The following is a 20,419-nucleotide window of genomic DNA, read 5'->3' as shown; positions in this document are numbered from 1 at the left end:
GATTTTTACAGAATGGCTATAGCTTTCTTTTTCGGAAAAGATTGTTAAAATGTTTTACATAGGAAAGCTGCATACTGATAGACGTGAGGTTGAGGCTGTTGTTTTGCAAACCAGACAATGATTTACTATTGATCAAAAAGGAAAAAGCAGCCGCCCAATCTGATTTATGATACCCGGCCGATCCTCGTGCGAAGGCAGTAGGGTATGCTCTTATTTTTACTTTTTGAAGTAATTCTGTTTCATTCCCAACATTGATTCCCCCGGTTGCCATACCAGACATCAACCAGCGGTCATTGATGGGCCAGGAATAGGCATAACCCATACTGCCCCCTAATTGAAGGTTCTGGATATAGTTTTGATCCGAAACAGGCTGATCTTTTTCAAAAGCTATCTTATCCAGATAAATTGCGCCACCGAGTACAAAACTGCCAGCGGATTTCAACTGTTTTTCGCTTTGTTCAAAAGCCGCCCTGGCCGAAAATTTGTCGCCGTTAAAAATATAAGTACCCTCGGCACCAATTTGCCTTACCAACATATTCGGGTAAAGCTTTATCTCTGTATTTTTCTGTTCCTGGTAAAAGCCTTTATAGTTTTGGTAAAACAGATCTAATACGAAATGCCTCCCATAGCGATGGAGTTGAAAATCAAATGACCGTGTCTTCCCAAATTCTTTTTTCCGGAGGGGTGCAATACCATAAGCCAGTTCCAAGTCAATAACAGTATTTTTTATCGCGAAATCCAACCCAACATTGATCGGGTAATTGGGTTTATAATAAGCATGATCCTGTTTTATTTCTAAGGAATTTGTGGAAACAAATCCGGTTACCGACATTTTTTCTGCATACGCTTCTATGTAGGCAGTATCAACCTTGGTTTGGCCGAATACCTTACCCATTATTAAAAAGCTCAAAAGCAATAAATACGGTCTGGATCTCATTATTCGTTCTATATAATAAATATAAGAAGCTATTTATAAGGAGGTGTAAAAAGCTTCAATTACGTTGCGCACAGATCAATAATGTACCGGGCAATATCATAATCATCCGTCTGCGTATTAAAATCATCGACAAAAACATGGTAATATTTGATGCCGGTGTATTTAATTTCTTCCGCAAATATTTTAGATAGTTCTGCCTGCATATGTGCTGCGATAACATTAAGCGGAGAGATTTTTGCACTATCAGGTGAGGAGGTATTACTTACAGCTATATAAATGCCGTGTGCATTTCGATAAATACCCTTCGCGTTTCGTTTCATAAACTCAAGTATAACTTTGCCAACAATGAAACAGGCTGATATGCTATTTCGCTGCATTCTTTCCCATTCTTCATAGGTGGTTTCTGTAAGCTGGCTATCGGAATAGTCGTTATCAAACACTATTATCGTTAAGTTTATTTGCCCAAACCGCTCTTCAATATCTTCAAAAAAATGGTTGGCTCTATGATAGTCCGGGATATCTGCCAATACAGGAACTAATTCGCCCAATGTAATACTGGCAGTGATTTCTTGAAGGGATTGTATCTCAGCATAACTTTTAATGGGAACAATTACTGTAGCATTATTACTTAACAATGCTGTTATAATGTTGTAGCAGGTAGTTCCGCTACCTGCTACAACAGAAATTATGTTTTCAGGAAAATTCCTCATGATCTACTCTTTTGTAACCGGATTCATATACCCATTCCTGAATCTGTCAATGATCCGGGAATGGGGCTATATGGTTTTGATTGCTTTTAATTATGTAGTACCTTATGTACGCTAAGGTTAGCATCTGTAGAACCGGTAAGATAAATGGAGTAAATCTTCCCGGCCTGAAGATCAGTTACATCAAAGTTGCCGATGTTATTTCTGGAGGCCACGCCGTAAATTTTAATGGAAAGCGTTCCGGGCGCAACGTTAGAGTATCCGCTATCAGTATTTTCGGCGAGGGTAGTCACGAGGTTGTTGCCATTGGCATCTTTGATATTGATCACAGATGGTGCACCATCACTCAAATGCAAAAACTTTACCCTTGCCATGCCGCTGGGCGGTATCGTCAACTTATCCTCAAATTCTTTAACCCGGGCTTTTGATCCTTCACCAACCAGGTATACGGTAAATCTTTTGCCGTTGTCCGTCCATATCTCACCTGTTGCCGTGACAGTACCCGAAGCTGTGTTTTTGAATTGTTCAACCAGCCGGGTACCGGAGTTTGTAGTGATATAATCAGAAGCATCCGTAAAATCAAGGCCCTCGTTAACCAATACTTTATCTGCCAATGTAAAACTCTGTGGACCGGAAGTTTCTGAGGCATTGACTACTTTGATATCAAAGGTCTCTGATGGATTGACATCATTTTTTTTGCAGGAAGAAAAGGATATAACGGTTACTAATAGCGCTGCCCCAATCAATATGTTGTAATGAATTTTATTTCTTTTCATGATAGTACTTGTTTAATTATTTTGTGTTAACTCAGAAATTAATGAATACACGGCATTCAATCTTATACCAGCTTTGCCGCGATATTAGATTTACATGTATTTTACCTTGATCTCAATCTGGTGTTCGGGAGATTTTAAATCAACTTTAAAGTCGTCGAATGATGGCTTTTTCATTTTAGTCATAAAGAAGTTTGAAAACCCAAACCCTTCTTTGGGCATTCCCACGAAATTCTTATTGATCTTACCATCTTCATTTTCGTCATCAATCAGGGTTATTCCATACACACCGGGTTCTAAACCAAAATGCACGTTCAATGTCCCGTTGACCAAAGCCTTCTTGTCAAATGTGATTTTTTTGTACGGCTGATTCTTGTCGTATGAATCGTTGTCTTTAAATACATTAAGGATGATCTTTCCCTTTTCCGACCGGATATCTGTAACTTTTATTTGTGTTTCCTGCGCTTTTGTGTAAGAAGCAAAGAGGATGAACAGCAGACAGATAAACAGGGTAATACCGAATGCAGTTGTCTTTTTCATTTTGTTTATTTTTTAAAATTTAACATTTATTTGAAAGCGAAGGTATTGGCATTAAACATCGTGTTATATTAAAAACACATGGAAGCGGGCAAAATGCCAACTGAATGTTTCAATAAACGGTTTTAATAAAATCAGGGATGGCCGGGAGTAGAAACGCGGTAGCGAATGCCGATGGGGGAATAGGAGTGAAGAAGATTTAACGCTCACAACTTTTTAAATGGCTAAAAGTGATGTTCGATGTTGTTTTTGCCCGCTTCGGTACAGAATTATTTACTTCATTATTACGATTACTTACATTTGTGTATATGGATTCAACGTTACCAATCAAAAACCTTGTTCGTCTTAATTGGTTACTGGTGGCGGCTTTTACGGCCATCTCATCAGTGTATTTTGTTTTCTTGCTGGAAGACATACCTATGCACAAGATATTTTATACAGTGATGACGGGGGTGGGTATCGGCCTGGTTGGCTTTGCCAATGTGGGTATTTTAATTTTTTTGGAGCGGAGGTATAACACTGAAACCAAACGATTCAAGGCGTACCGCCTTTTATACACTTATGCGGCCAGTGCGGTAATTTATATTGCGCTGTCACCAGTATTCGATCACATCTCTAAAAAAAGCGACTCTTATCCTTTCCTTGTATTTCCTTCCATATTTGTTGTTTCCAGCGTGGTTGTTAATACGGTTATTGTTATTTTTCATGATTTTATCATTCTGCATAGCGATAAAGCTCGCGCGGGGCTGGAACTGTCAGAACTAAAAACTGCGAATGCAGAAGCCGCCAACCTGCTTTTAAAACAACAGATACATCCCCACTTTTTGTTCAACGCGTTAAATACTCTCAAGGCCCTCTACCGGAAAGATCCATGTGCCGGTGATATTTATATAGTACATTTAGCCAATTTTTTAAGAGCTTCTGTCTACAACCATGCCGCCAAGGTATCCAGCCTGGAGGAGGAACTGACCCTTCTGGGCGATTACCTGGAAATGCAGAAGATCAGGTTTGGTACCGCACTGGATTGTACCATTGATGTGCCGGATAAAATACGGAAAGATCACTATTTGCCATCTTTTTCATTGCAGCCGCTGTTAGAGAACGCTATCAAACATAACGATCTTACCCAGGAGGCACCATTGATCGTGCACATTTTTTGCCTGGAGGAGCGAATAGTAGTATATAATAACCTGCAGAAAAAATCGGTTAATGTTTCCTCTACCTTTCACGGCCTTGCTAACCTTGCCGAACGATACAATCTGTTGTCGGGCGACGAGATCCTGATCAAAGAAGATAAAAGCACATTTTCTGTAAGTATAAAATTATTGACCAATGAATATAGTGATCATAGAGGATGAACGGGTAGTTGCCGAAGATCTTGAGTTTAGTATTAACCAATTAATAAATGGCCCGGTAAGTATAGTGCAGCTACATTCCGTTAAAGAGGCCGTTGTCTACCTTAAAAATAATCCATCACCCGACCTCATCTTTAGCGATATTCAGTTAGGCGACGGTTTAAGTTTTGAGATATTTATCGCGGTAACTGTTTCGGCTCCGGTAATTTTTTGTACGGCTTATGATGAGTATGCCCTGGATGCCTTTAAAGCTAACGGGATAGATTATATCCTTAAACCCTTTACCACGCAAACACTGGAACGGGCTTTGCAACGATACGAAGAGCTTAAAAAGTTATTTTCGGCTGATCAGGGGCCGCAATATAACGCCTTGTTGGAAATGCTGGCCGACAGAGGTACACAAAAGTCATCTTCTGTACTGGTATACCACCAGGATAAGATTATTCCAATAAAGCTCGAAGATATAGCCCTGTTTTACCTGGCGAACGAGGTGACCAATTTATTGACCTTTTCGGGCAAAACCTTTTATCCCAATAAAAACCTGGATGAGTTGGAAAAATTATGCGGGAATTACTTTTTCAGGGCAAACCGGCAATTTTTGGTTAGCCGTAAAGCCATTATTGATGTGTCCAGTTTTTTCTCCAGGAAATTATCACTCAATCTTAATATAGCTTTTGGCGAACGCGTTGTGGTAAGTAAAGGAAAGGCGTCCCAGTTTCTCAACTGGTTGGCGAAAGCTTGAGCTATCATTCTGATATTTCTCTTTCATTGCAAAAGCCTGATGTGTTAACTGGTAGCACATCAGGCTTTTACTGTTTTATCGATACGATTCTTCTGGAATAGTTGTCTGTTGATTTTATTCAAATGCCTTTACGCCTTTTCCGGGCCAACTTTGCCCGCTTCGGTTACCTTTTCCTTCTGCACCTACCTATAAAGACCCACCTTTGGCCTAAATAAAAAAATAAGTGCGGCCCCGTGTTGCAAATAGTATCTCAAACTTTTAAATGAAATTTATGAAAAAGCTAATCTTAATGTTAATTTGTTTTGTTCTGGTATCGACGAAGGGCTTCAGCCAAACCTTCTTTCAAAAAATAACCTCAAAATTAGAATTCGGTATTAAGGCCGGTGGTAATTACAGTAATTTTGATAAGGCCAATTTTGGTACCGATTATCTGGCCGGTTTTCATGCCGGTGCTACAGTGGCTTTCAAGATCACCAATAATTTTTTGATCCAGGAAGAGTTTTTATACTCTCAGCAGGGAGCTAAAGTTACTGATGGCGCGCTTGGTGCCCAAGACCTAAAGCTATCTTACATGACCGTACCCTTCCTGCTTAAATACCGCACCAACTCTGGTTTCTACGTTGAGGGGGGTGCTCAGGTAGGTATCAAGCTCAAAGAAGAAGTAGCAGGGTACAGCGGTACCGATTTTGCTAAAAAAATAGATGGTGCTGCTGTAGGTGGTATCGGCTACCAGTCAAAAATTGGTCTTGGTATCGGCGCCAGGTACGTTTACGGTATTTCAAAAGTGGGTAATTTTACCAGCACCACTATCAATAACGATTTTAAAAACACCAATATCCAGGCCAGCATATTCTACGTTTTTTAACAAAGACCACAGGCTAATTTAAAGATTGTTCATTCAAAGTCTGGTTGTGTTTCTTGGTTCAATCCCGGTTGTGTAATACGGCCGGGATTTTTTCATTTATCTGTATGCAGTATACGCAATTGGTAAGTATCTTTTCGATGAGGTAACGCCAGGCTTAAAACAAACTAACCTGTTCAGTTCCTGGGCTTTGTAATTCTTGCTGATAGCTGCGGATCAATCCAATCAATTCCGGTCCATATTGAGTAGCCTTATGCGCACCGATCCCTTTGATCACGCCGAGCGCTTTAAGTGTATCCGGTAGCCTTTCTGCTATGGCGGCTGCCGTTTTCTCAGAAAGCACCATATTAGGCATGATGTTTTCTTTAACTGCTGCTTTTTCACGCCATTCCAGTATTTGTTCATACAGTTTTTCGTTGGGTGGGGCATTCAGCGCCTTTAGATAGGAGCGATCATATGTTTTGACTTTTTCTTTGGTCAGTTCCAGATACACGGCGGTCGTAAAAGAAGCCTGTGCGAAATATTCCATGAGCCGGATACGGTTCATTAGCCAAATGATCAATTGGTCTGCTTTTTTAGCTAATTCTTTCGATTGCCCGATCAAACCTGGCAATTGTTGATGCAGGCTTTCAGTAGCGACTGTTAGTTTTTCGAGAAAATAAGCGGCGGCTTGTAGGCTCCGTTCGGTTTTGAGCTGTTTAGTGAATTTGAGCGCAACGCTGATGATTTCTTTTTCCAGATCAGGCAACAGTATTTCGAAACCTTTGAGCCGGGTTTGCAGTGCACCGAAATTAAATAGTTCACCAAGTAAATACTTTTCATATAGCTGCTGGTCGCGCTGAAGTGTGTATGCATCAGGTGTGATCAAAGTGGCTTGTTCGTTAAAACGAATGACCGCCGGATCGCCAATAATATTGTGGGAGCCGATGGGATTGCGTAAGATCATACCTGATAAAGTACGACAACGACTCAACGCCACATAGGCCTGCCCGGAGGCAAAAGCTTCGCTAACATCAATAATGGCTTTGTCAAAGGTTAAGCCCTGGCTTTTATGGATAGTGATGGCCCAGGCCAGTTTTAAGGGTATCTGAGCAAAACTGCCGGCATTGCTTTCATTGATAGCCTCACCGTCAAGTTGGTACTTTACATTCGTCCATTCTACGGTTTCCACCGCAAGCTCTTTACCTTCCCTGCCGCATTGAACAAACACGGTATTACCTTTGATCTGGCTAACCGTTCCGATTTTGCCATTATAATACAATTTTTCTGCTGAGCCATCATTTTTAACAAACATCACCTGTGCACCGATCTTCAATTTTAAATTTATTTCGGTAGGGTAGGCATCTTTAGGAAAATCGCCCCTGACCGTTGCCGCAAATTCAAATTCTTGTCCCTGCAAAGCTTCCAGGAATTCCGTATTCACTTGTTGGGCAATACTATTGTGCGTGGTCAGTGTAATGTAAGGATCATCTGTAGCTGGCCGGAAGTCTGGTATGTAACGCGTATTCAATAATGCTAAGCTTTTCGCACTGACCTGCTGGTTACGTACTTCATTCAGGATATCGACAAAAGCCTGTTCCTTTTGGCGGTACACATGATCCAGTTCAATCCGAGCATAAGGTGCTTTTTGCATCACCAGTGCGCTGAAAAAATAAGACGTAGTATAATAACGTCTCAATACGGCCCATTCCTCGTCCCGTATGATCGGGCTCAATTGCGAAAGGTCGCCGATCAATAAGAGCTGTACGCCGCCGAAAGGATGGTTGGAATCTTTGATATTCCGCAGGATCAGATCGATCTGGTCTAATACGTCGGGGCGTACCATACTGATCTCATCAATGATCAGCAGTTCTAAACTGCTCAACAGTTCCTTCTTTTCGGGATTATAATGGATATCCGGTCGCGAATCACCACCAGGTAAAAGCGGCCCGAAAGGTAACTGGAACAGCGAATGAATGGTCATCCCGCCCGCGTTGATCGCCGCCACACCGGTTGGGGCAGCCACAGCTAGTTTCTTTTTCGAAATCTGTTTCAGGTTTTGCAGGAAAGTGGTTTTGCCTGTACCTGCCTTACCTGTGAGGAAAATAACCGTATTGGTTGATTCCAGGTAATCGGCGGCCAGGTGCATCGCGGGGTTAAGTTCGTTCATTCGTTTACAATAATAACATTATCAATGAAAATTTCGCCCCTAATAAAAAGTACCTTTTGTAGGAAAGCTTTTTGCATAGCTGGTTGATAATATCTGTTTATTTCGGACATAATAATGAATTACAAAACTAATACTAAAAATATTAGTATTTTATTTATCTTTGAAAAAATCACAACCGTTAAAAATGACCATGTATAGCTATCTGACCAGAGAGGCTAAAGCTTTTGTAAAGCGCATCAATGGGCCTGATGAGGTGGTTCGGATCATTCCCGACCGTTTCTACCAGAAAGCAGCACAATGCTACCGGTTGTATACAGCCTTTGACGAAGACCCGGATGAACTCGGCTGTATACTGTTTGATGCGCAAGGATATTGGATCTATGATGGCGATCTGTTATCTGTAGGAGAGCAGGAACAGCTTGCGGATTTTATCATCAATTATGTAGAAAGGCTATGAAAAAAACGATTAATTATCGATTGACCTTGGCGGAAAAGCAAATACTTAAAACTAAAAAGGTAAGTCAGAAGGTATTGCAAGACTATGCGCCGGATGAGATCGCCTCCCTGCTGGAAGCTTCACCTCAGCGAGCCAGGGAATTGAACGCGCTGACGCAATTTCAAAGCATACCATCACTTGGTATTAATTTTGCAGAAGAGCTCATCTGTCAGGGATATTATACACTGGAGCAACTCAAAGGAAGATCTGCAGTGGAGCTTTTTGATGCTTTTGAACAGCACTGCGGTACCTGGGCTGATCCTTGTGTGGAAGACTCATACCGGTTGCTGGTACATTATATTGAAAATCGAGACGACAGCAAACGTTGGTGGCATTTCACCGCTGAACGCAAGGCTTATCGGGAAAAATACGGATTCTCTACAAACAGGCCTCAGAAAGCCTGGTATCAAAGTGAAAAATACGCTAAAATGAATAAAATCAAAGAGGATTGATACTGGGAGTACAATCGTCAATATGCCAAATTTCCGAAAAAACGGTTTTCCACTTCATAAAAAAAGCCCGGTAAATACTATTTACCAGGCTTTTTATTTAAGCGGAGAGCTAGGGAACAGAATCATCGCTCTTATGTGCTAATAATCAGTGTGTTACATCTTTAAAAGTTCCTTGCTCTACGAATGACGCAATCGGCAAGTTTTCTCTAATTGTTAAATCAAATATACAGACTTTTTTAGACTCAAAAAAAAACTTTCTGTTTTTTAGAATCATTGAATAGCGACGACTAAGGCATATTTTTGTTTCCATAACTGGGCAGAATTTTAGCCAATTTATTAAGAAAATATAGATATTTCGGGAGTCCAGACCATATGATTTCGGAGTGATATTTTTGATATTCCGGAACGAGGTAGTAAATAACTCCGGGATACCCACATTTTACGGCGAAAACAATAAATTGACCGTCGATGTTTCCCTTTAATATATAATTTAGCGGATATATAAATTATATGTTTTTTACTGCGTTGCTTTTATTTATCTGTGCGTTGTTTGCATTTATACTGAGTGCAATATGTGGTGGTGGAGCTAGTTTTATATTAATTCCGATATTAGGAATAATGCTTCCGGGAGCCCAGATTCCTGCAGCTCTTTCTGTTGGAACCGCATCCAGTTCGCTTTCCAGAATTATTGTCCTTTGGAAAAACATCAGGTGGGACCTGGTGAAATGGTTTATCCCACCAGCTATACCCACTGTATGGTTAGGTGCCAGGCTGCTTACTTATTTTAACCCAATATTTTTGGAATTGATTTTGGGCTTGTTCCTCTTATACAATATCCTGTATATCTTTAAACCTCAAAATAAAGGAAAGCCAAATCATAAAAACAAACTTACAGTAGCAATAATTGGTTTCCTGACTGGATTTGTTTCTGGTTTAACTGGTGCCGTAGGTTTAATTTTTAATAGGTTTTATCTTACCTACGGGCTTTCAAAAGAAGAAATAGTAGCAACTAGAGCTGCTAACGAGATTATACTCCATATAATTAAGTTGGGACTATATGTATCATTTGGACTATTTACTGCGCAAGTATTTTTATATGGAGGAATGATAGCTGTTGCAGGCATTGTATCCTCGTTCGGTATTAAATATATATTACCCTTTATTAGTGAGAAGGTATTTCAAAAAGTTGGTTATGCGGCAATGGTATTTTCAGGGATATTCTTGTTTGTCGGAGGTGCAAGAAAAATTACATCCAATGATGATTTAAAATTTAGCCTCTCGCCGCTTTCTCATGGTCTTACTACAAGCGTTCAGTGGAAGAAGGATAGTTTTACATTGGAGTTCGAATATGATGTAGGCTTTGAGATTGAACGTAAGTTACAGCTCTCCGAACTTCCGGCCAACCTACATCCAAAGATTACACCATTAATTCAAAATTCGACGAATTACCTTATCGAAGAGGTCTTTGGTTTCAGAAAGCATTATTATGAGCTCTATACCTGGAGAGACGGAAAAGTAAAGAAATACGACTTTAAATAATGGTGTTTAAGTAATGCTGAAGTTAATTTTCTCTATACAAAGGGATAATCAAAGAGGACTAAATATAGGCGGCTTGGCTATTATACTGAAGAAAAGCAGTGATCGATGTGTTCCTGTTTCAATGCTGATAAGCGTCTTTTAAGCATACAAAGATTGTAGCAATTGCTGTCCGCGGAATTTTAAATGGTCTTTTGGGTTAATCCGGTTATCGGTTGTGGAATGCCCTTAACAGGATCTGTTTATAAGTGTCACCAACAGGCAGTTCTACTTTGCCAATCTCGACATCATTCGCCGTAAAGGCGGTTACATGGAACAGGTTAACCACGAAACTGCGGTGTATCCGTAAAAAGCCTTTGTCCTTTAATTCTCGTTCCAGGTCACCGATTTTGTATTTGGAGATGATTATGCTTTCCTTGGTATGAACATGTACATAATCCTTTAAACTTTCCGCATATAAAATATCACGCGTATCGACCTTAAAGAATTTATGGCCCGTTTTGAGGTAGATAAACTGCGGTTCGGATGAATACAGGATTTCGGGCATCGACTGATTGCCTGTGCTGAGATAATGTTCTATGGCTTTAAAAAAACGGTCAAAGGTAATCGGTTTCAGTAGGTAATCAATTACACCCAATTCAAAGCCTTCCAGTGCGAATTCACGGTAGGCGGTCGTTAAAATGGTTTTTGGCGGGTTGCGCAGGGTCTTGAGAAAATCAAGCCCCGAAAGCTGCGGCATTTTAATATCCAGGAATAAAAGATCGACCGGTTGCTGGTTCAGGATCTCCAATGCTTTGAGGGCATTATTGCTCGTGGCCACAACCTCGAAGAAATCCAGTTGCGCCAGGTGCTTTTGCATCAACTGGATAGCCAGGGGCTCATCATCCACGATGACGCATCTGATCTTCATGCTAAGTTCAATTTAAGGTCTACAATAAATAGGTTTTCGGACTGTTCGATCAGCAGCATATGTTTTTGCGGATAAAGTAAATCCAGTTGTCTGGTTAAATTACTGAGACCAATATTTCCGGCGTTTACAGCGTCTTTGGCTTGAAACGTGTTAACTACTTTAAACGTAAGCAAATTTCTATCGGCGTGCAGATCAATCCGGATAACTGGTTTTCCCGCATCATTCCCAGTACCGTGCTTAAAGGCATTTTCCAGTATAGACAAAAGGATCATTGGTGCGATCTGGACCTGTTCGCTAACCTGGCAGGTGAACTCAATCTTCAATCGCTCGTCATAGCGGAGTTTTTCCAGTCCGATATAGTTTTTTAACAAATGGATCTCACCTGATACCGGGACATAAGGACTGTCACAACGGTACAACAGATAATCCAGGATCTCCGATAGCCGCCCGATGGAAGTGGAAGTTACAGGTGAATTCGACAGTGACAGCGAATAAATATTATTTAAAGTATTGAATAAAAAATGGGGATTCAGTTGGGTCTTCAGCAACTTGAGCTCTGTTTCCGCTTTTTCCTTTTCCAGTGAAAGGGTGCGTTTCTGGATGAGCAGCTGATCTTTAAGTAGCTTAAGTAGCATAAAGACAAAAGCCACGGAAAAGATTCGAAAAAAATAGACGTAGATCAATTTGGGAATATCTGTGAAAATCTCGCCCAACGTTTCTTTGGGATTAGGTTTCGTCCCGTACCAGGGTTCCTCGATATGGACTACGGAAAGCCTGGACAGTACACAGATCAAATAACTGCATAATAGGAAACAAAGGATAGCTGACAGATATTTTTCAGTGTAAATAAACCTGGGAACGACAAAATAGGCTAAAAAATAAGCGGCTGGAATCTGCGCAAGTATGTTGGTGCCATCGCCCATCAGGTTGTTGCGAAAAGGCACTTGTTCACCATTGTAATAACTACTTGAACTTAGCTGAATGAATAATAGTAAAATCCAGAAGATCAGGTGGCTGGTCACCCGGTGCCGGCTGTTAAAGTCCAATATCCTTTCCGAAAGGCTCATAGGCAAAAGTAAGCTTAAAAGCTGTTTAATCATCGTCTGTCGACCAATAGGCTGGTTCGCCCCCCGAACAGGCGATTTTGTGGAGTACAACCGATTCAACTGGCGGAATCACCCGTTTGGCAATCATGCATGCCTGTCGGGTTGTACTCTCTTTTTTGTGTTCAGGATTCCGCTACTATTGTTCATGCAGTCGATAAAACGCTTTCTTTTGACCATCTTACTATTCCTAACCGCAACGGCTTTAGAGGCACAGACGAGTCACGCAATCAATGGTCATTTAGTGGACGAGCAGCGCCAGTTGCTGCCTTATGCTACCGTCGTCCTGAAAACACCTGATTCTATCAATTATCGCAGCACGCAAAGCGATGATAAAGGAAAATTTCGCGTACATCGCTTAGCTGCCGGAAACTACCGTTTGGAGATCAGTATGGTGGGGTTTGAAAGACTTGTGAAATTTATTCAATTGAAAAATTCGGATATTGACCTGGGTGAACTGATGCTAAAAAGCAGCGTCAATCAGCTTAACAGTGTGACCATTAAAGGAGACGTTCAGTTGGTTGACCGCCAAACCGATAAGACCGTGATCAATGTCGCGCGCAACATCAACAATGACGGTTCAACGGTGCTGGAGGTCATGAAAAAGCTGCCCGGTGTACAGATCACCCCTGACGGACAGATCACCATGAATGGCAAGCCCGGCGTAAACATCCTCATTGATGGAAAACCAACCTATTTGTCGGCTGACGATCTGAACAGCCTGCTAAATGGTATGCCGGCTTCCATTATCCAGAAAATTGAATTGATGAGCAACCCTTCTTCGAAATACGACGCAGCCGGAACAGCGGGGATCATCAATATTGTGAAAAAGAAAAATCAAAAGGAAGGATTTAATGGTATGGTGAATGGTAGTTATGTTCAGGGTTATTACGGAAGGTATAATGGGGGTTTTTCATTGAGTTATAAAAACGGGCATTACAATCTTTTTGTGAATAATACTTACAGCTATAGCCATGATTTTTCCGGACGTTCCGTGACAAGCGATATTTCGGACGTTGGTGGAAACCTGCTGAGCGAACAGGTATCCGGCAATAACGGCTCCTCAATCAACAAAAACTATCGGCCAACTATCGGCCTGGATATTTACCTATCCAAAAGAAGTACATTAACATTATCCGGCACATTAGGGACTGGTTCAGCAAATAGTCAGCTGCTCTCTGATATGGATGTACGCGATAGTATGCGAAATAAGACTAGCCATATTGGTTTTACCAGCCGGTTGAAGGATAGCCCCTTCAATTATACCGCGGGTATGCAGTTCGTTCACCAGTTGGATACCGCTGGCCGGTCCATCAATATCGATGTCGACCATTCAGAATACCGTAACTTTCCTTTGCAGTATAATTTTAACACCCTCGAAAATGTCAATAATAACATCATCAGCGAAACCAATGAACTGTTAAAACAGCATAGGCAGCTGGATATTTATGGGGCTAAAGTGGACTACACCCAGCCATTGAGAAACAATGGCAGTTTTGAGGCAGGCCTCAAATCCAGTTATGTGAAAGCAAACAATAACAACACTTATTACGACCAAATCGGTGGCCAAAGTATTCCTGATCCCTTGCAAAGCGATTATACCGTTAATTCCGAAAATATCAATGCAGCCTATGTCAATCTGAACCAATCCTATAGCAAACTAACGTTGCAGGCTGGTTTGCGGGCGGAGCAAACAATTACCAAAGGAAATGATCGGCAATCAGGTACTTCTATCAACCAGAATTATTTACAGTTGTTCCCAACCTTGTTCCTTAATGAGAAACTGAACGAGCAAAATACACTGATCCTGCGCCTGGGCAGAAGAACAGAACGGCCGGATTACCATGAGCTGGTACCTTTCCGCAGGCCGCAAACTGCCACGCTGTTTTTCCAGGGTAATCCAGATCTGCGGCCGCAAACCTCCTGGCACGGTGAACTGTCCTGGTCCTGGCAAAGTACAATCATCATTACCCTGAATTATGATATTTATAAAGACTATATCCGGACTTTGCCTTTCCTCGACAGTGATCAAACTACGCTTACCCGCAGGCCGATCAACATACAGGGTGCACACGCCTGGGATATAGATATTGTTTACACCAAAAAATTAACCAATTGGTGGGCAACCGACAATACAATTTCAGTTTACCAGAATGCATTTACCGGGCAGACCAGGGGGTATATCTTGAATAATTCCGGCCTCGCTTCTGTAGATGTGACCGCCAATAATAGTTTTCAGCTTAGTGAATTCTTAATGGCGGAATGCGATTTTGAATACAGTTCCAAACGGCAATATGTAACCTCCACTTTCGGGGCTTATTCTGGTTTGAGCATAGGAATCAAGCTGCAACTCCTTGGTAAAAAAGCATCCCTTTCACTCAATGCCAATAACATTCTGCAAAGCGAGGCTCATTACGGGATTGACCGGAACCTTGGATTGTATCAATATTCTTATTTCAAGGATTATTCTCGTTACATCAGCCTGAATTTTTCCTGTCGTTTCGGGTCCGGGAAAACCAGCAAGGTGCATATAGAGTCCGGCTCTTCCGATGTACAGAAACGGGCCGGTAACTGACCGGATGTGACTCAATTAACAAGAAAAGTGGGTTTACATAATTTAATGTTAGTTAGTATGTAAATATCTGTTGATCAATTATTTGAATTGATATTTATACAAAACATGTAAACCATGTTTTGTATAAATATACTACGGACTAAACATCAATTCATAAATGGCACAACACCAGGGAATGTGAGTTTATTAAAATTGTTTTTAATTAGACTGATTATAAATAATATTCTATATTTGCCGGTGTTTACCCTACACTAACTTATATTTGATTATTGATGAAATCTCTATTTACAATCCTGTTGTTTTGTATATTACTTGGCCATTTTAATTCTTTCGCCCAATCTACCACTGGGAATATTACCGGTAAAATTACCATGGTTGACGGACAGCCTTTAGCATCAGCATCCGTAACACTAATCGAACTAAATAAAAATACACTTACCGACGAACAAGGAAACTATACCTTTAATGGAGTGGCGCCGAGAACCTACCATCTCAAGATCCAGGTATTAGCGGCGGCGGAGAAAGACCTGTTGGTTAAGGTTGTTGCCGGTGATACAACAATAGTTAATTATCAGTTGCCCAAAGAAAACGTGCAAGCCTTGCAGGAAGTAACTATAGCCAGCAGCGTCAATAAATTTTCAAAAAAGGAGAGCGTATATATTGCCAGGCTTCCTTTGAAAAACCTTGAGAACCCACAAGTTTATAACTCAGTATCAAAGGAGCTTATTCAGGAGCAGATGGCTGTTGATCTGGGTAGCATTTCCAAAAATGTTCCCGGTGCGGGTATTCCTATGATTGCTAACCAGGGCAGGGTTACCTTTCGTTCCCGTGGTTTTGAAACTGAACCCAATGCCAGGAATGGTGTGGCCGGAGCCGCTTTCTCCTCAATAGATCCGGCTAACATTGAACGGGTAGAGGCTATTAAAGGCCCATCGGCAACCTTATTTGGTACCAGCGTTTCCAGTAGTTATGGCGGCCTCTATAACCGCGTAACCAAAAAACCATACAATGGCTTTGGGGGCGAAGTAGCTTATTTGGGTGGCAGCTGGAATTTTAACCGTATAACCTGGGATGTGAATACTCCTGTAAACGCAGATAAAACAGCTTTGTTCCGTTTAAACGGCGCCACATCATTCGAGAAAAGTTTCCAGGATCTGGGCTTTACCAATAGCGTTAGCCTGGCCCCAAGTTTCTCCTATCAGATCACCGACAAATTATCACTATTACTTGATGTAGAGTTTGGTCAGGGTAAAGGAACATCCGTAGTACGTTTTAATCCTTATATAGGCAGCAACAAGGTGCAGTCTATTGTGGATATGCAGTTCCCATACAATAAGACTTTTATGAGCAACGATCTGGCCTATTCTACCCAGATGTTGAATATCTTTGCGCAGCTGAACTACAAGATCTCGGAGAAATGGACCTCACAGACTATTATTTCCCGTGCCCGCTCAACCATTAACGGCTATATCACCGCGTTAAACGGTCGTACCGATTCTACTATCCGCCCACAGGTAATTGTCGGGAATACCTCATTTATCGCAACTGATCTGCAACAGAACTTTATCGGCGATTTTAAATTAGGCACACACCGTAACCGTGTAGTGCTTGGTTTAGATTATTATAACAACTCCAATAGTTTTGATAGGGTAACGGTTAATATTGCTGATGTGAACTTTATACATACTCCGGCTACTTACAGGATAAGCCGCTTTAAAGTAGACTCATTAAGCAGCAGAGGTGCCCTGCGTATAGAAAACAATGGCGATAATACCTATGCTGTTTACGTATCTGATGTGTTTAATATTACCGACAGATTGCTGGCTATGGCCAGCCTTAGGGTTGACCGCTACCAATATAAAGGTGTATACAATATTACCACAGGAGTAACCGCGGGAGGTTTAGGTGCCGGAGGTATACAAGCAGGGCCTTATGGTCAAACTGCGCTATCGCAAAAAATGGGCCTGGTGTACGAGGTGATGAAAGACCGCGTATCCTTGTTCGGTAACTACATGAATGGCTTTTTCAATAAAAGCGGCGTGGCAGCAGACGGAGGTCATTTTAAACCAGAGCATGCTAACCAGTTAGAATTTGGTGTAAAGGGCGATGTGATTGACCATAAATTGGTTGGAACGGTAAGCTATTATGACATCAGGGTTCAGGATGTTTTAAGAACCGATCCGAATGATGCGAATTACTCCATCCAGGATGGAACCCAGCTAAGCAAGGGTGTTGAAATTGATCTGACAGCCAATCCTTTTCCGGGACTGAATATCGTTGCGGGTTATGCTTATAATGATAGTAAATATACTAAAGCAGATGCTTCTGTAGAAGGCTTACGCCCGGCTTTATCCGGCCCATCTAAAATTGTGAATTTCTGGATTAGCTATCGCCTGCCTGCTGGTGACCTGCAAGGGCTGGGCCTGGGTTTTGGTGGTAACTCAGGTAATTCATCTTATCAAACCAATACCAAAACTGCTAAAGTGATTATTCCAGCTTATACATTGTTAGATGCTAGTATATTTTATGATCAGCCCAGATATCGTATCGGTTTTAAGGTAGATAACCTGACCAGCGAAAAAGCATGGTCGGTACGATTAACGCCACAAGCCCCGGCCAGGTTTATTGGCAGCATGAGCCTGAAATTTTAATACATACTTCTTAAAAATTATATATGAAACGTTTAGCATTCATTTTTCTGAGCATTCTGCTAGGTACTGCATATGCCAAAGCAGATTCCTTGTGGATAGAAGCCGAGGCCACAGGACAGGTTGGTAAGTCACAGATCATCAAAGTAATCTTCGGGTCATACAATCAATACAGGTTGCAAAAAATAGATGGGGAATTCCAGGAAGTGAAAGACTTTACCTGCTGGATGATCAGCCCTAAAGGAAAGTATATTGCTTTACAATTTTCTCCGAAGGAAACTGCTTACGAAGCTAGTTTTACTCCAGCAGAACAAGGAGTCTATGTGGTGCTGCTCGAAAACAAACAACGCAAAGTAGAAGACTGGAGTAAATCGACATCGAAAATTGGCATTGCCAAACAGCATTATTATGCTCGTACCTCTATACAGGTTGGGAATGATAAAACCATTGCACAAGAAAGCCTTACTGATCTGACAATTCTGAAAGACCCGGAAAACCAACCGGGTGCAGACATAATTCTGCAGGTACTGCTCCACGGTAAACCGGTTCCCAATGCTACCTTATTTATGCGCCATCCTGAAATGCAGGAACAGAAGCTAACTACTGATCAGGATGGTAAAGTATCTTTTCATAATCCAAAACCAGGCAGGTATTTTGCACTGGTTACCTTGAAGTTTGAAACGCCTGGGACTTATAAAGGAGTGCATTATGATGTATTCCGCGAAAAAGCTACACTGACTATGGTTTTAAATTAGTCGCCATTTCAGCTATTTAAAAGGCCTCTTTCTCATCGTTGATAAAGAACGAGGAGAAAGAGGCTTTTGTATTTGATTGTGCAGCAGCTTATTGAACCAGCAAACAATAATTACACCGGTGGCGGATGCTGATGTACGTTAATCCCTGATAAGTACCGGGAGTTAGGTCAACCCAGTCTTCCCTGATGATATAAAGGCCTTTCATAGTGGGCACAAAGGTTGCTTCACCCTGATCATCTATAACAAGTTCTTTTTCCCAATTCTCCGGGTTAAATACGCGTAACTTGGTTGAGCTAATAGCCGGGGTGCCATGATTAAATGCTTTTACGATCACCCGTTTATCTTTAGGAGCAGTAACAATATCCAAAAATTGCGATGGTTTCGACACGGAAGAGGTGGTGCCCACCTGGTAAGCAGTACATAGATAATCGATAGGGCGTATATTTTTTCCGCTTGTTTTTGAACGGTTAACAACTGGATGGGTGTCGTTTATGCCCAATATCCGATAAACGCCGTTCGCTTTAGGCAAAAATGTTCCTTCCCAGCAATCCTGCGTTTGATGGATCGGTATAATAATTCGCCGCCCATTTTCATCCAAAACACTGATCTTGAAACCGCCAATAAGCGCGAGTTCAGGACCTGTGTCACGATGACGTATGCTAGACTCATCAATATAGCCATAGCAAACCTGTATCTGAACAGGATCATTCAGTTTTCCGCTTCCTTTTATATCCAGCCAGTATCCGCTTGCTTTGCTTATAAAAGGAAAACACAGGAGCAAAAGGATAGCAGGTAAAACAATTATTTTCATAGCGCAAATTTAATCATTATACACTGTTACATCAGGTTTGATTATGCCTGAAACTGTTCCTTTATACCAATTATTCTGTTCAACTAATTAGAAATTTCATCAATTATTAAATTGAAACCTCTGATAATTCAACTTTCACTCAGAATCTGTCTATATGTTTGTTACATTAAGATATAGTTATTGAATTGATAAATTAATTTTAATGACGATATCCATGCCTGTTGCTTAACATTAACTCAATTTAATCAATGACGGTTCTTTCAACGATCTCTAAACACCAGGATATTGTTCAACTTGCTTATTTTGCGCTGATTATTGTTTCCCTTTGGATCAGTGAGGTGTTGTTTGCCAATAATGGGCTGATTCATAAGCTAAAACACAGTCGCGTTAACTTACTGTTTATTTTTACTGCGCTGCCCATACAGCTTTTTATGATCAGCATCGTGTTGTTGATATCACTTTGGGATAACAGGCATCATTGGGGATTGATTAATTATATCCCTTTCCATAAGAGCTCCTGGGTGTACTATATCAGCCTGTTTATCTTATTGGACCTGTGCGAGTACACCTATCACGTTATTATGCACAAATTTGATTTCCTGTGGAAGTTTCATTTGGTACATCACAGCGATTTAAAAGTTGATGTTTCAACAACGGTGAGGGAACACCCCGGAGAAACATTTATACGTACTTGCTTTTTAATGTTGTGGGTGTTTTTGTTAGGCCCGGTGGCGGGTGTATTGGTACTGCGGCAAACTTTTCAAACGTTTTCTAATATTGTGGCTCATACCGAATTCAGATTACCTAGACGCGCCAACAAAATTATAGGTATGATCTTTATCACACCTAATTTACATCATGTTCATCATCATTATCAATTACCCTTTACTGACCGCAATTACGGTGATGTGTTAAGCATCTGGGACCGGCTTTTTGGAACCTATGCCGAATTGGATAGACAGGAGACAATCTACGGGGTGGATACGCATATGGAGCTATCAACCAACGGTCGTTTCCGGAATATACTCAAAGTCCCATTTCAAAAACTGGAGCGTAAGTAATGGTTCTTTG

General features: G+C 41.2%; 18 protein-coding genes. 10 read left to right on the top strand and 8 right to left on the bottom strand.

The window, feature by feature from the left end:
* Positions 1-16: 16 nt before the first annotated feature.
* From BLR84_RS11660 to BLR84_RS11645, 4 genes are all read right to left on the bottom strand, one after another.
* On the bottom strand, positions 17-895 hold the full coding sequence (locus BLR84_RS11660) for a DUF4421 family protein (protein ID WP_176852039.1): 879 nt from the start codon (positions 893-895) through the stop codon (positions 17-19).
* 101 nt (positions 896-996) lie between these two features.
* Positions 997-1,647 (bottom strand): Rossmann-fold NAD(P)-binding domain-containing protein, encoded by a 651-nt coding sequence (locus BLR84_RS11655; RefSeq protein WP_090468100.1) that lies wholly within the window; start codon positions 1,645-1,647, stop codon positions 997-999.
* An 86-nt stretch (positions 1,648-1,733) separates the two neighbouring features.
* A complete protein-coding gene (locus BLR84_RS11650; RefSeq protein ID WP_090468098.1) occupies positions 1,734-2,420 on the bottom strand; it encodes a DUF4397 domain-containing protein in 687 nt (228 codons plus the stop codon).
* Positions 2,421-2,510: 90 nt separating this feature from the next.
* On the bottom strand, positions 2,511-2,957 hold the full coding sequence (locus tag BLR84_RS11645) for a DUF2141 domain-containing protein (RefSeq protein WP_090468096.1): 447 nt from the start codon (positions 2,955-2,957) through the stop codon (positions 2,511-2,513).
* A gap of 305 nt (positions 2,958-3,262) precedes the next feature.
* Between BLR84_RS11645 and BLR84_RS11640 the strand changes: the two genes are divergently transcribed.
* The 3 genes from BLR84_RS11640 to BLR84_RS11630 all read left to right on the top strand — a co-directional run bounded on the left by BLR84_RS11640 (position 3,263) and on the right by BLR84_RS11630 (position 5,916).
* The gene (locus BLR84_RS11640; protein ID WP_090469230.1) at positions 3,263-4,312 is read left to right on the top strand and encodes a sensor histidine kinase; all 1,050 of its coding nucleotides are present in this window, start codon (positions 3,263-3,265) and stop codon (positions 4,310-4,312) included.
* Positions 4,287-5,051: a LytR/AlgR family response regulator transcription factor gene (locus BLR84_RS11635; protein ID WP_090468094.1), complete on the top strand. Its 765-nt coding sequence runs from the start codon at positions 4,287-4,289 to the stop codon at positions 5,049-5,051. Before BLR84_RS11640 ends, BLR84_RS11635 begins: the two co-directional genes overlap by 26 nt.
* Before the next feature lie 271 nt (positions 5,052-5,322).
* A complete protein-coding gene (locus BLR84_RS11630) occupies positions 5,323-5,916 on the top strand; it encodes a porin family protein (RefSeq protein ID WP_090468092.1) in 594 nt (197 codons plus the stop codon).
* A 154-nt stretch (positions 5,917-6,070) separates the two neighbouring features.
* Here BLR84_RS11630 and BLR84_RS11625 read toward each other — a convergent pair whose 3' ends face one another.
* Positions 6,071-8,062, bottom strand: coding sequence for an HRDC domain-containing protein (locus BLR84_RS11625; protein ID WP_090468090.1), 1,992 nt, complete (start codon positions 8,060-8,062; stop codon positions 6,071-6,073).
* A gap of 160 nt (positions 8,063-8,222) precedes the next feature.
* Between BLR84_RS11625 and BLR84_RS11620 the strand changes: the two genes are divergently transcribed.
* From BLR84_RS11620 to BLR84_RS11610, 3 genes are all read left to right on the top strand, one after another.
* Positions 8,223-8,519, top strand: coding sequence for a hypothetical protein (locus tag BLR84_RS11620; protein ID WP_143013886.1), 297 nt, complete (start codon positions 8,223-8,225; stop codon positions 8,517-8,519).
* Complete coding sequence (locus BLR84_RS11615; protein ID WP_090468086.1) at positions 8,516-9,010, top strand: helix-hairpin-helix domain-containing protein; 495 nt, start codon at positions 8,516-8,518, stop codon at positions 9,008-9,010. Before BLR84_RS11620 ends, BLR84_RS11615 begins: the two co-directional genes overlap by 4 nt.
* Positions 9,011-9,520: 510 nt before the next feature.
* Positions 9,521-10,549, top strand: a complete 1,029-nt coding sequence (locus BLR84_RS11610) for a sulfite exporter TauE/SafE family protein (RefSeq protein WP_090468084.1) — start codon at positions 9,521-9,523, stop codon at positions 10,547-10,549.
* A gap of 205 nt (positions 10,550-10,754) precedes the next feature.
* On the opposite strand, the gene BLR84_RS11605 is transcribed toward BLR84_RS11610, so the two are convergent.
* Positions 10,755-11,456, bottom strand: coding sequence for a LytR/AlgR family response regulator transcription factor (locus BLR84_RS11605; RefSeq protein WP_090468081.1), 702 nt, complete (start codon positions 11,454-11,456; stop codon positions 10,755-10,757).
* Positions 11,453-12,523 carry a sensor histidine kinase gene (locus tag BLR84_RS11600; RefSeq protein WP_176852038.1) on the bottom strand — a complete coding sequence of 357 codons (1,071 nt, stop codon included), beginning with the start codon at positions 12,521-12,523 and terminating at the stop codon, positions 11,453-11,455. The genes BLR84_RS11605 and BLR84_RS11600 overlap by 4 nt, the downstream gene beginning before the upstream one ends.
* A gap of 184 nt (positions 12,524-12,707) precedes the next feature.
* Between BLR84_RS11600 and BLR84_RS11595 the strand changes: the two genes are divergently transcribed.
* From BLR84_RS11595 to BLR84_RS11585, 3 genes are all read left to right on the top strand, one after another.
* Entirely contained in the window at positions 12,708-15,134 is a 2,427-nt protein-coding gene (locus BLR84_RS11595) for a TonB-dependent receptor (RefSeq protein WP_176852037.1), read from the top strand.
* Positions 15,135-15,406: 272 nt separating this feature from the next.
* The gene (locus BLR84_RS11590) at positions 15,407-17,785 is read left to right on the top strand and encodes a TonB-dependent receptor (protein ID WP_090468077.1); all 2,379 of its coding nucleotides are present in this window, start codon (positions 15,407-15,409) and stop codon (positions 17,783-17,785) included.
* Positions 17,786-17,808: 23 nt separating this feature from the next.
* Positions 17,809-18,537, top strand: a complete 729-nt coding sequence (locus tag BLR84_RS11585; RefSeq protein ID WP_090468076.1) for a DUF4198 domain-containing protein — start codon at positions 17,809-17,811, stop codon at positions 18,535-18,537.
* A gap of 88 nt (positions 18,538-18,625) precedes the next feature.
* Here BLR84_RS11585 and BLR84_RS11580 read toward each other — a convergent pair whose 3' ends face one another.
* The gene (locus tag BLR84_RS11580) at positions 18,626-19,348 is read right to left on the bottom strand and encodes a hypothetical protein (RefSeq protein ID WP_090468075.1); all 723 of its coding nucleotides are present in this window, start codon (positions 19,346-19,348) and stop codon (positions 18,626-18,628) included.
* A 248-nt stretch (positions 19,349-19,596) separates the two neighbouring features.
* Between BLR84_RS11580 and BLR84_RS11575 the strand changes: the two genes are divergently transcribed.
* A complete protein-coding gene (locus BLR84_RS11575; RefSeq protein ID WP_090468073.1) occupies positions 19,597-20,409 on the top strand; it encodes a sterol desaturase family protein in 813 nt (270 codons plus the stop codon).
* Positions 20,410-20,419: the final 10 nt, after the last annotated feature.

Source organism: Mucilaginibacter sp. OK268 (assembly GCF_900103125.1).
GTDB lineage: Bacteria > Bacteroidota > Bacteroidia > Sphingobacteriales > Sphingobacteriaceae > Mucilaginibacter.
This window is presented reverse-complemented; position numbering and strand designations above follow the sequence as displayed.

Excerpts from the sequence above, each read along its gene's own strand:
- BLR84_RS11610 (WP_090468084.1), top strand. The coding sequence starts at position 9,521 with ATGTTTTTTACTGCGTTGCTTTTATTTATCTGTGCGTTGTTTGCATTT.
- BLR84_RS11655 (WP_090468100.1), bottom strand. The coding sequence starts at position 1,647 with ATGAGGAATTTTCCTGAAAACATAATTTCTGTTGTAGCAGGTAGCGGA.
- BLR84_RS11585 (WP_090468076.1), top strand. The coding sequence starts at position 17,809 with ATGAAACGTTTAGCATTCATTTTTCTGAGCATTCTGCTAGGTACTGCA.
- BLR84_RS11590 (WP_090468077.1), top strand. The coding sequence starts at position 15,407 with ATGAAATCTCTATTTACAATCCTGTTGTTTTGTATATTACTTGGCCAT.
- BLR84_RS11595 (WP_176852037.1), top strand. The coding sequence starts at position 12,708 with ATGCAGTCGATAAAACGCTTTCTTTTGACCATCTTACTATTCCTAACC.
- BLR84_RS11625 (WP_090468090.1), bottom strand. The coding sequence starts at position 8,062 with ATGAACGAACTTAACCCCGCGATGCACCTGGCCGCCGATTACCTGGAA.
- BLR84_RS11660 (WP_176852039.1), bottom strand. The coding sequence starts at position 895 with ATGGGTAAGGTATTCGGCCAAACCAAGGTTGATACTGCCTACATAGAA.
- BLR84_RS11580 (WP_090468075.1), bottom strand. The coding sequence starts at position 19,348 with ATGAAAATAATTGTTTTACCTGCTATCCTTTTGCTCCTGTGTTTTCCT.
- BLR84_RS11645 (WP_090468096.1), bottom strand. The coding sequence starts at position 2,957 with ATGAAAAAGACAACTGCATTCGGTATTACCCTGTTTATCTGTCTGCTG.
- BLR84_RS11630 (WP_090468092.1), top strand. The coding sequence starts at position 5,323 with ATGAAAAAGCTAATCTTAATGTTAATTTGTTTTGTTCTGGTATCGACG.
- BLR84_RS11605 (WP_090468081.1), bottom strand. The coding sequence starts at position 11,456 with ATGAAGATCAGATGCGTCATCGTGGATGATGAGCCCCTGGCTATCCAG.
- BLR84_RS11635 (WP_090468094.1), top strand. The coding sequence starts at position 4,287 with ATGAATATAGTGATCATAGAGGATGAACGGGTAGTTGCCGAAGATCTT.
- BLR84_RS11650 (WP_090468098.1), bottom strand. The coding sequence starts at position 2,420 with ATGAAAAGAAATAAAATTCATTACAACATATTGATTGGGGCAGCGCTA.
- BLR84_RS11600 (WP_176852038.1), bottom strand. The coding sequence starts at position 12,523 with ATGAGCCTTTCGGAAAGGATATTGGACTTTAACAGCCGGCACCGGGTG.
- BLR84_RS11640 (WP_090469230.1), top strand. The coding sequence starts at position 3,263 with ATGGATTCAACGTTACCAATCAAAAACCTTGTTCGTCTTAATTGGTTA.
- BLR84_RS11615 (WP_090468086.1), top strand. The coding sequence starts at position 8,516 with ATGAAAAAAACGATTAATTATCGATTGACCTTGGCGGAAAAGCAAATA.
- BLR84_RS11575 (WP_090468073.1), top strand. The coding sequence starts at position 19,597 with ATGACGGTTCTTTCAACGATCTCTAAACACCAGGATATTGTTCAACTT.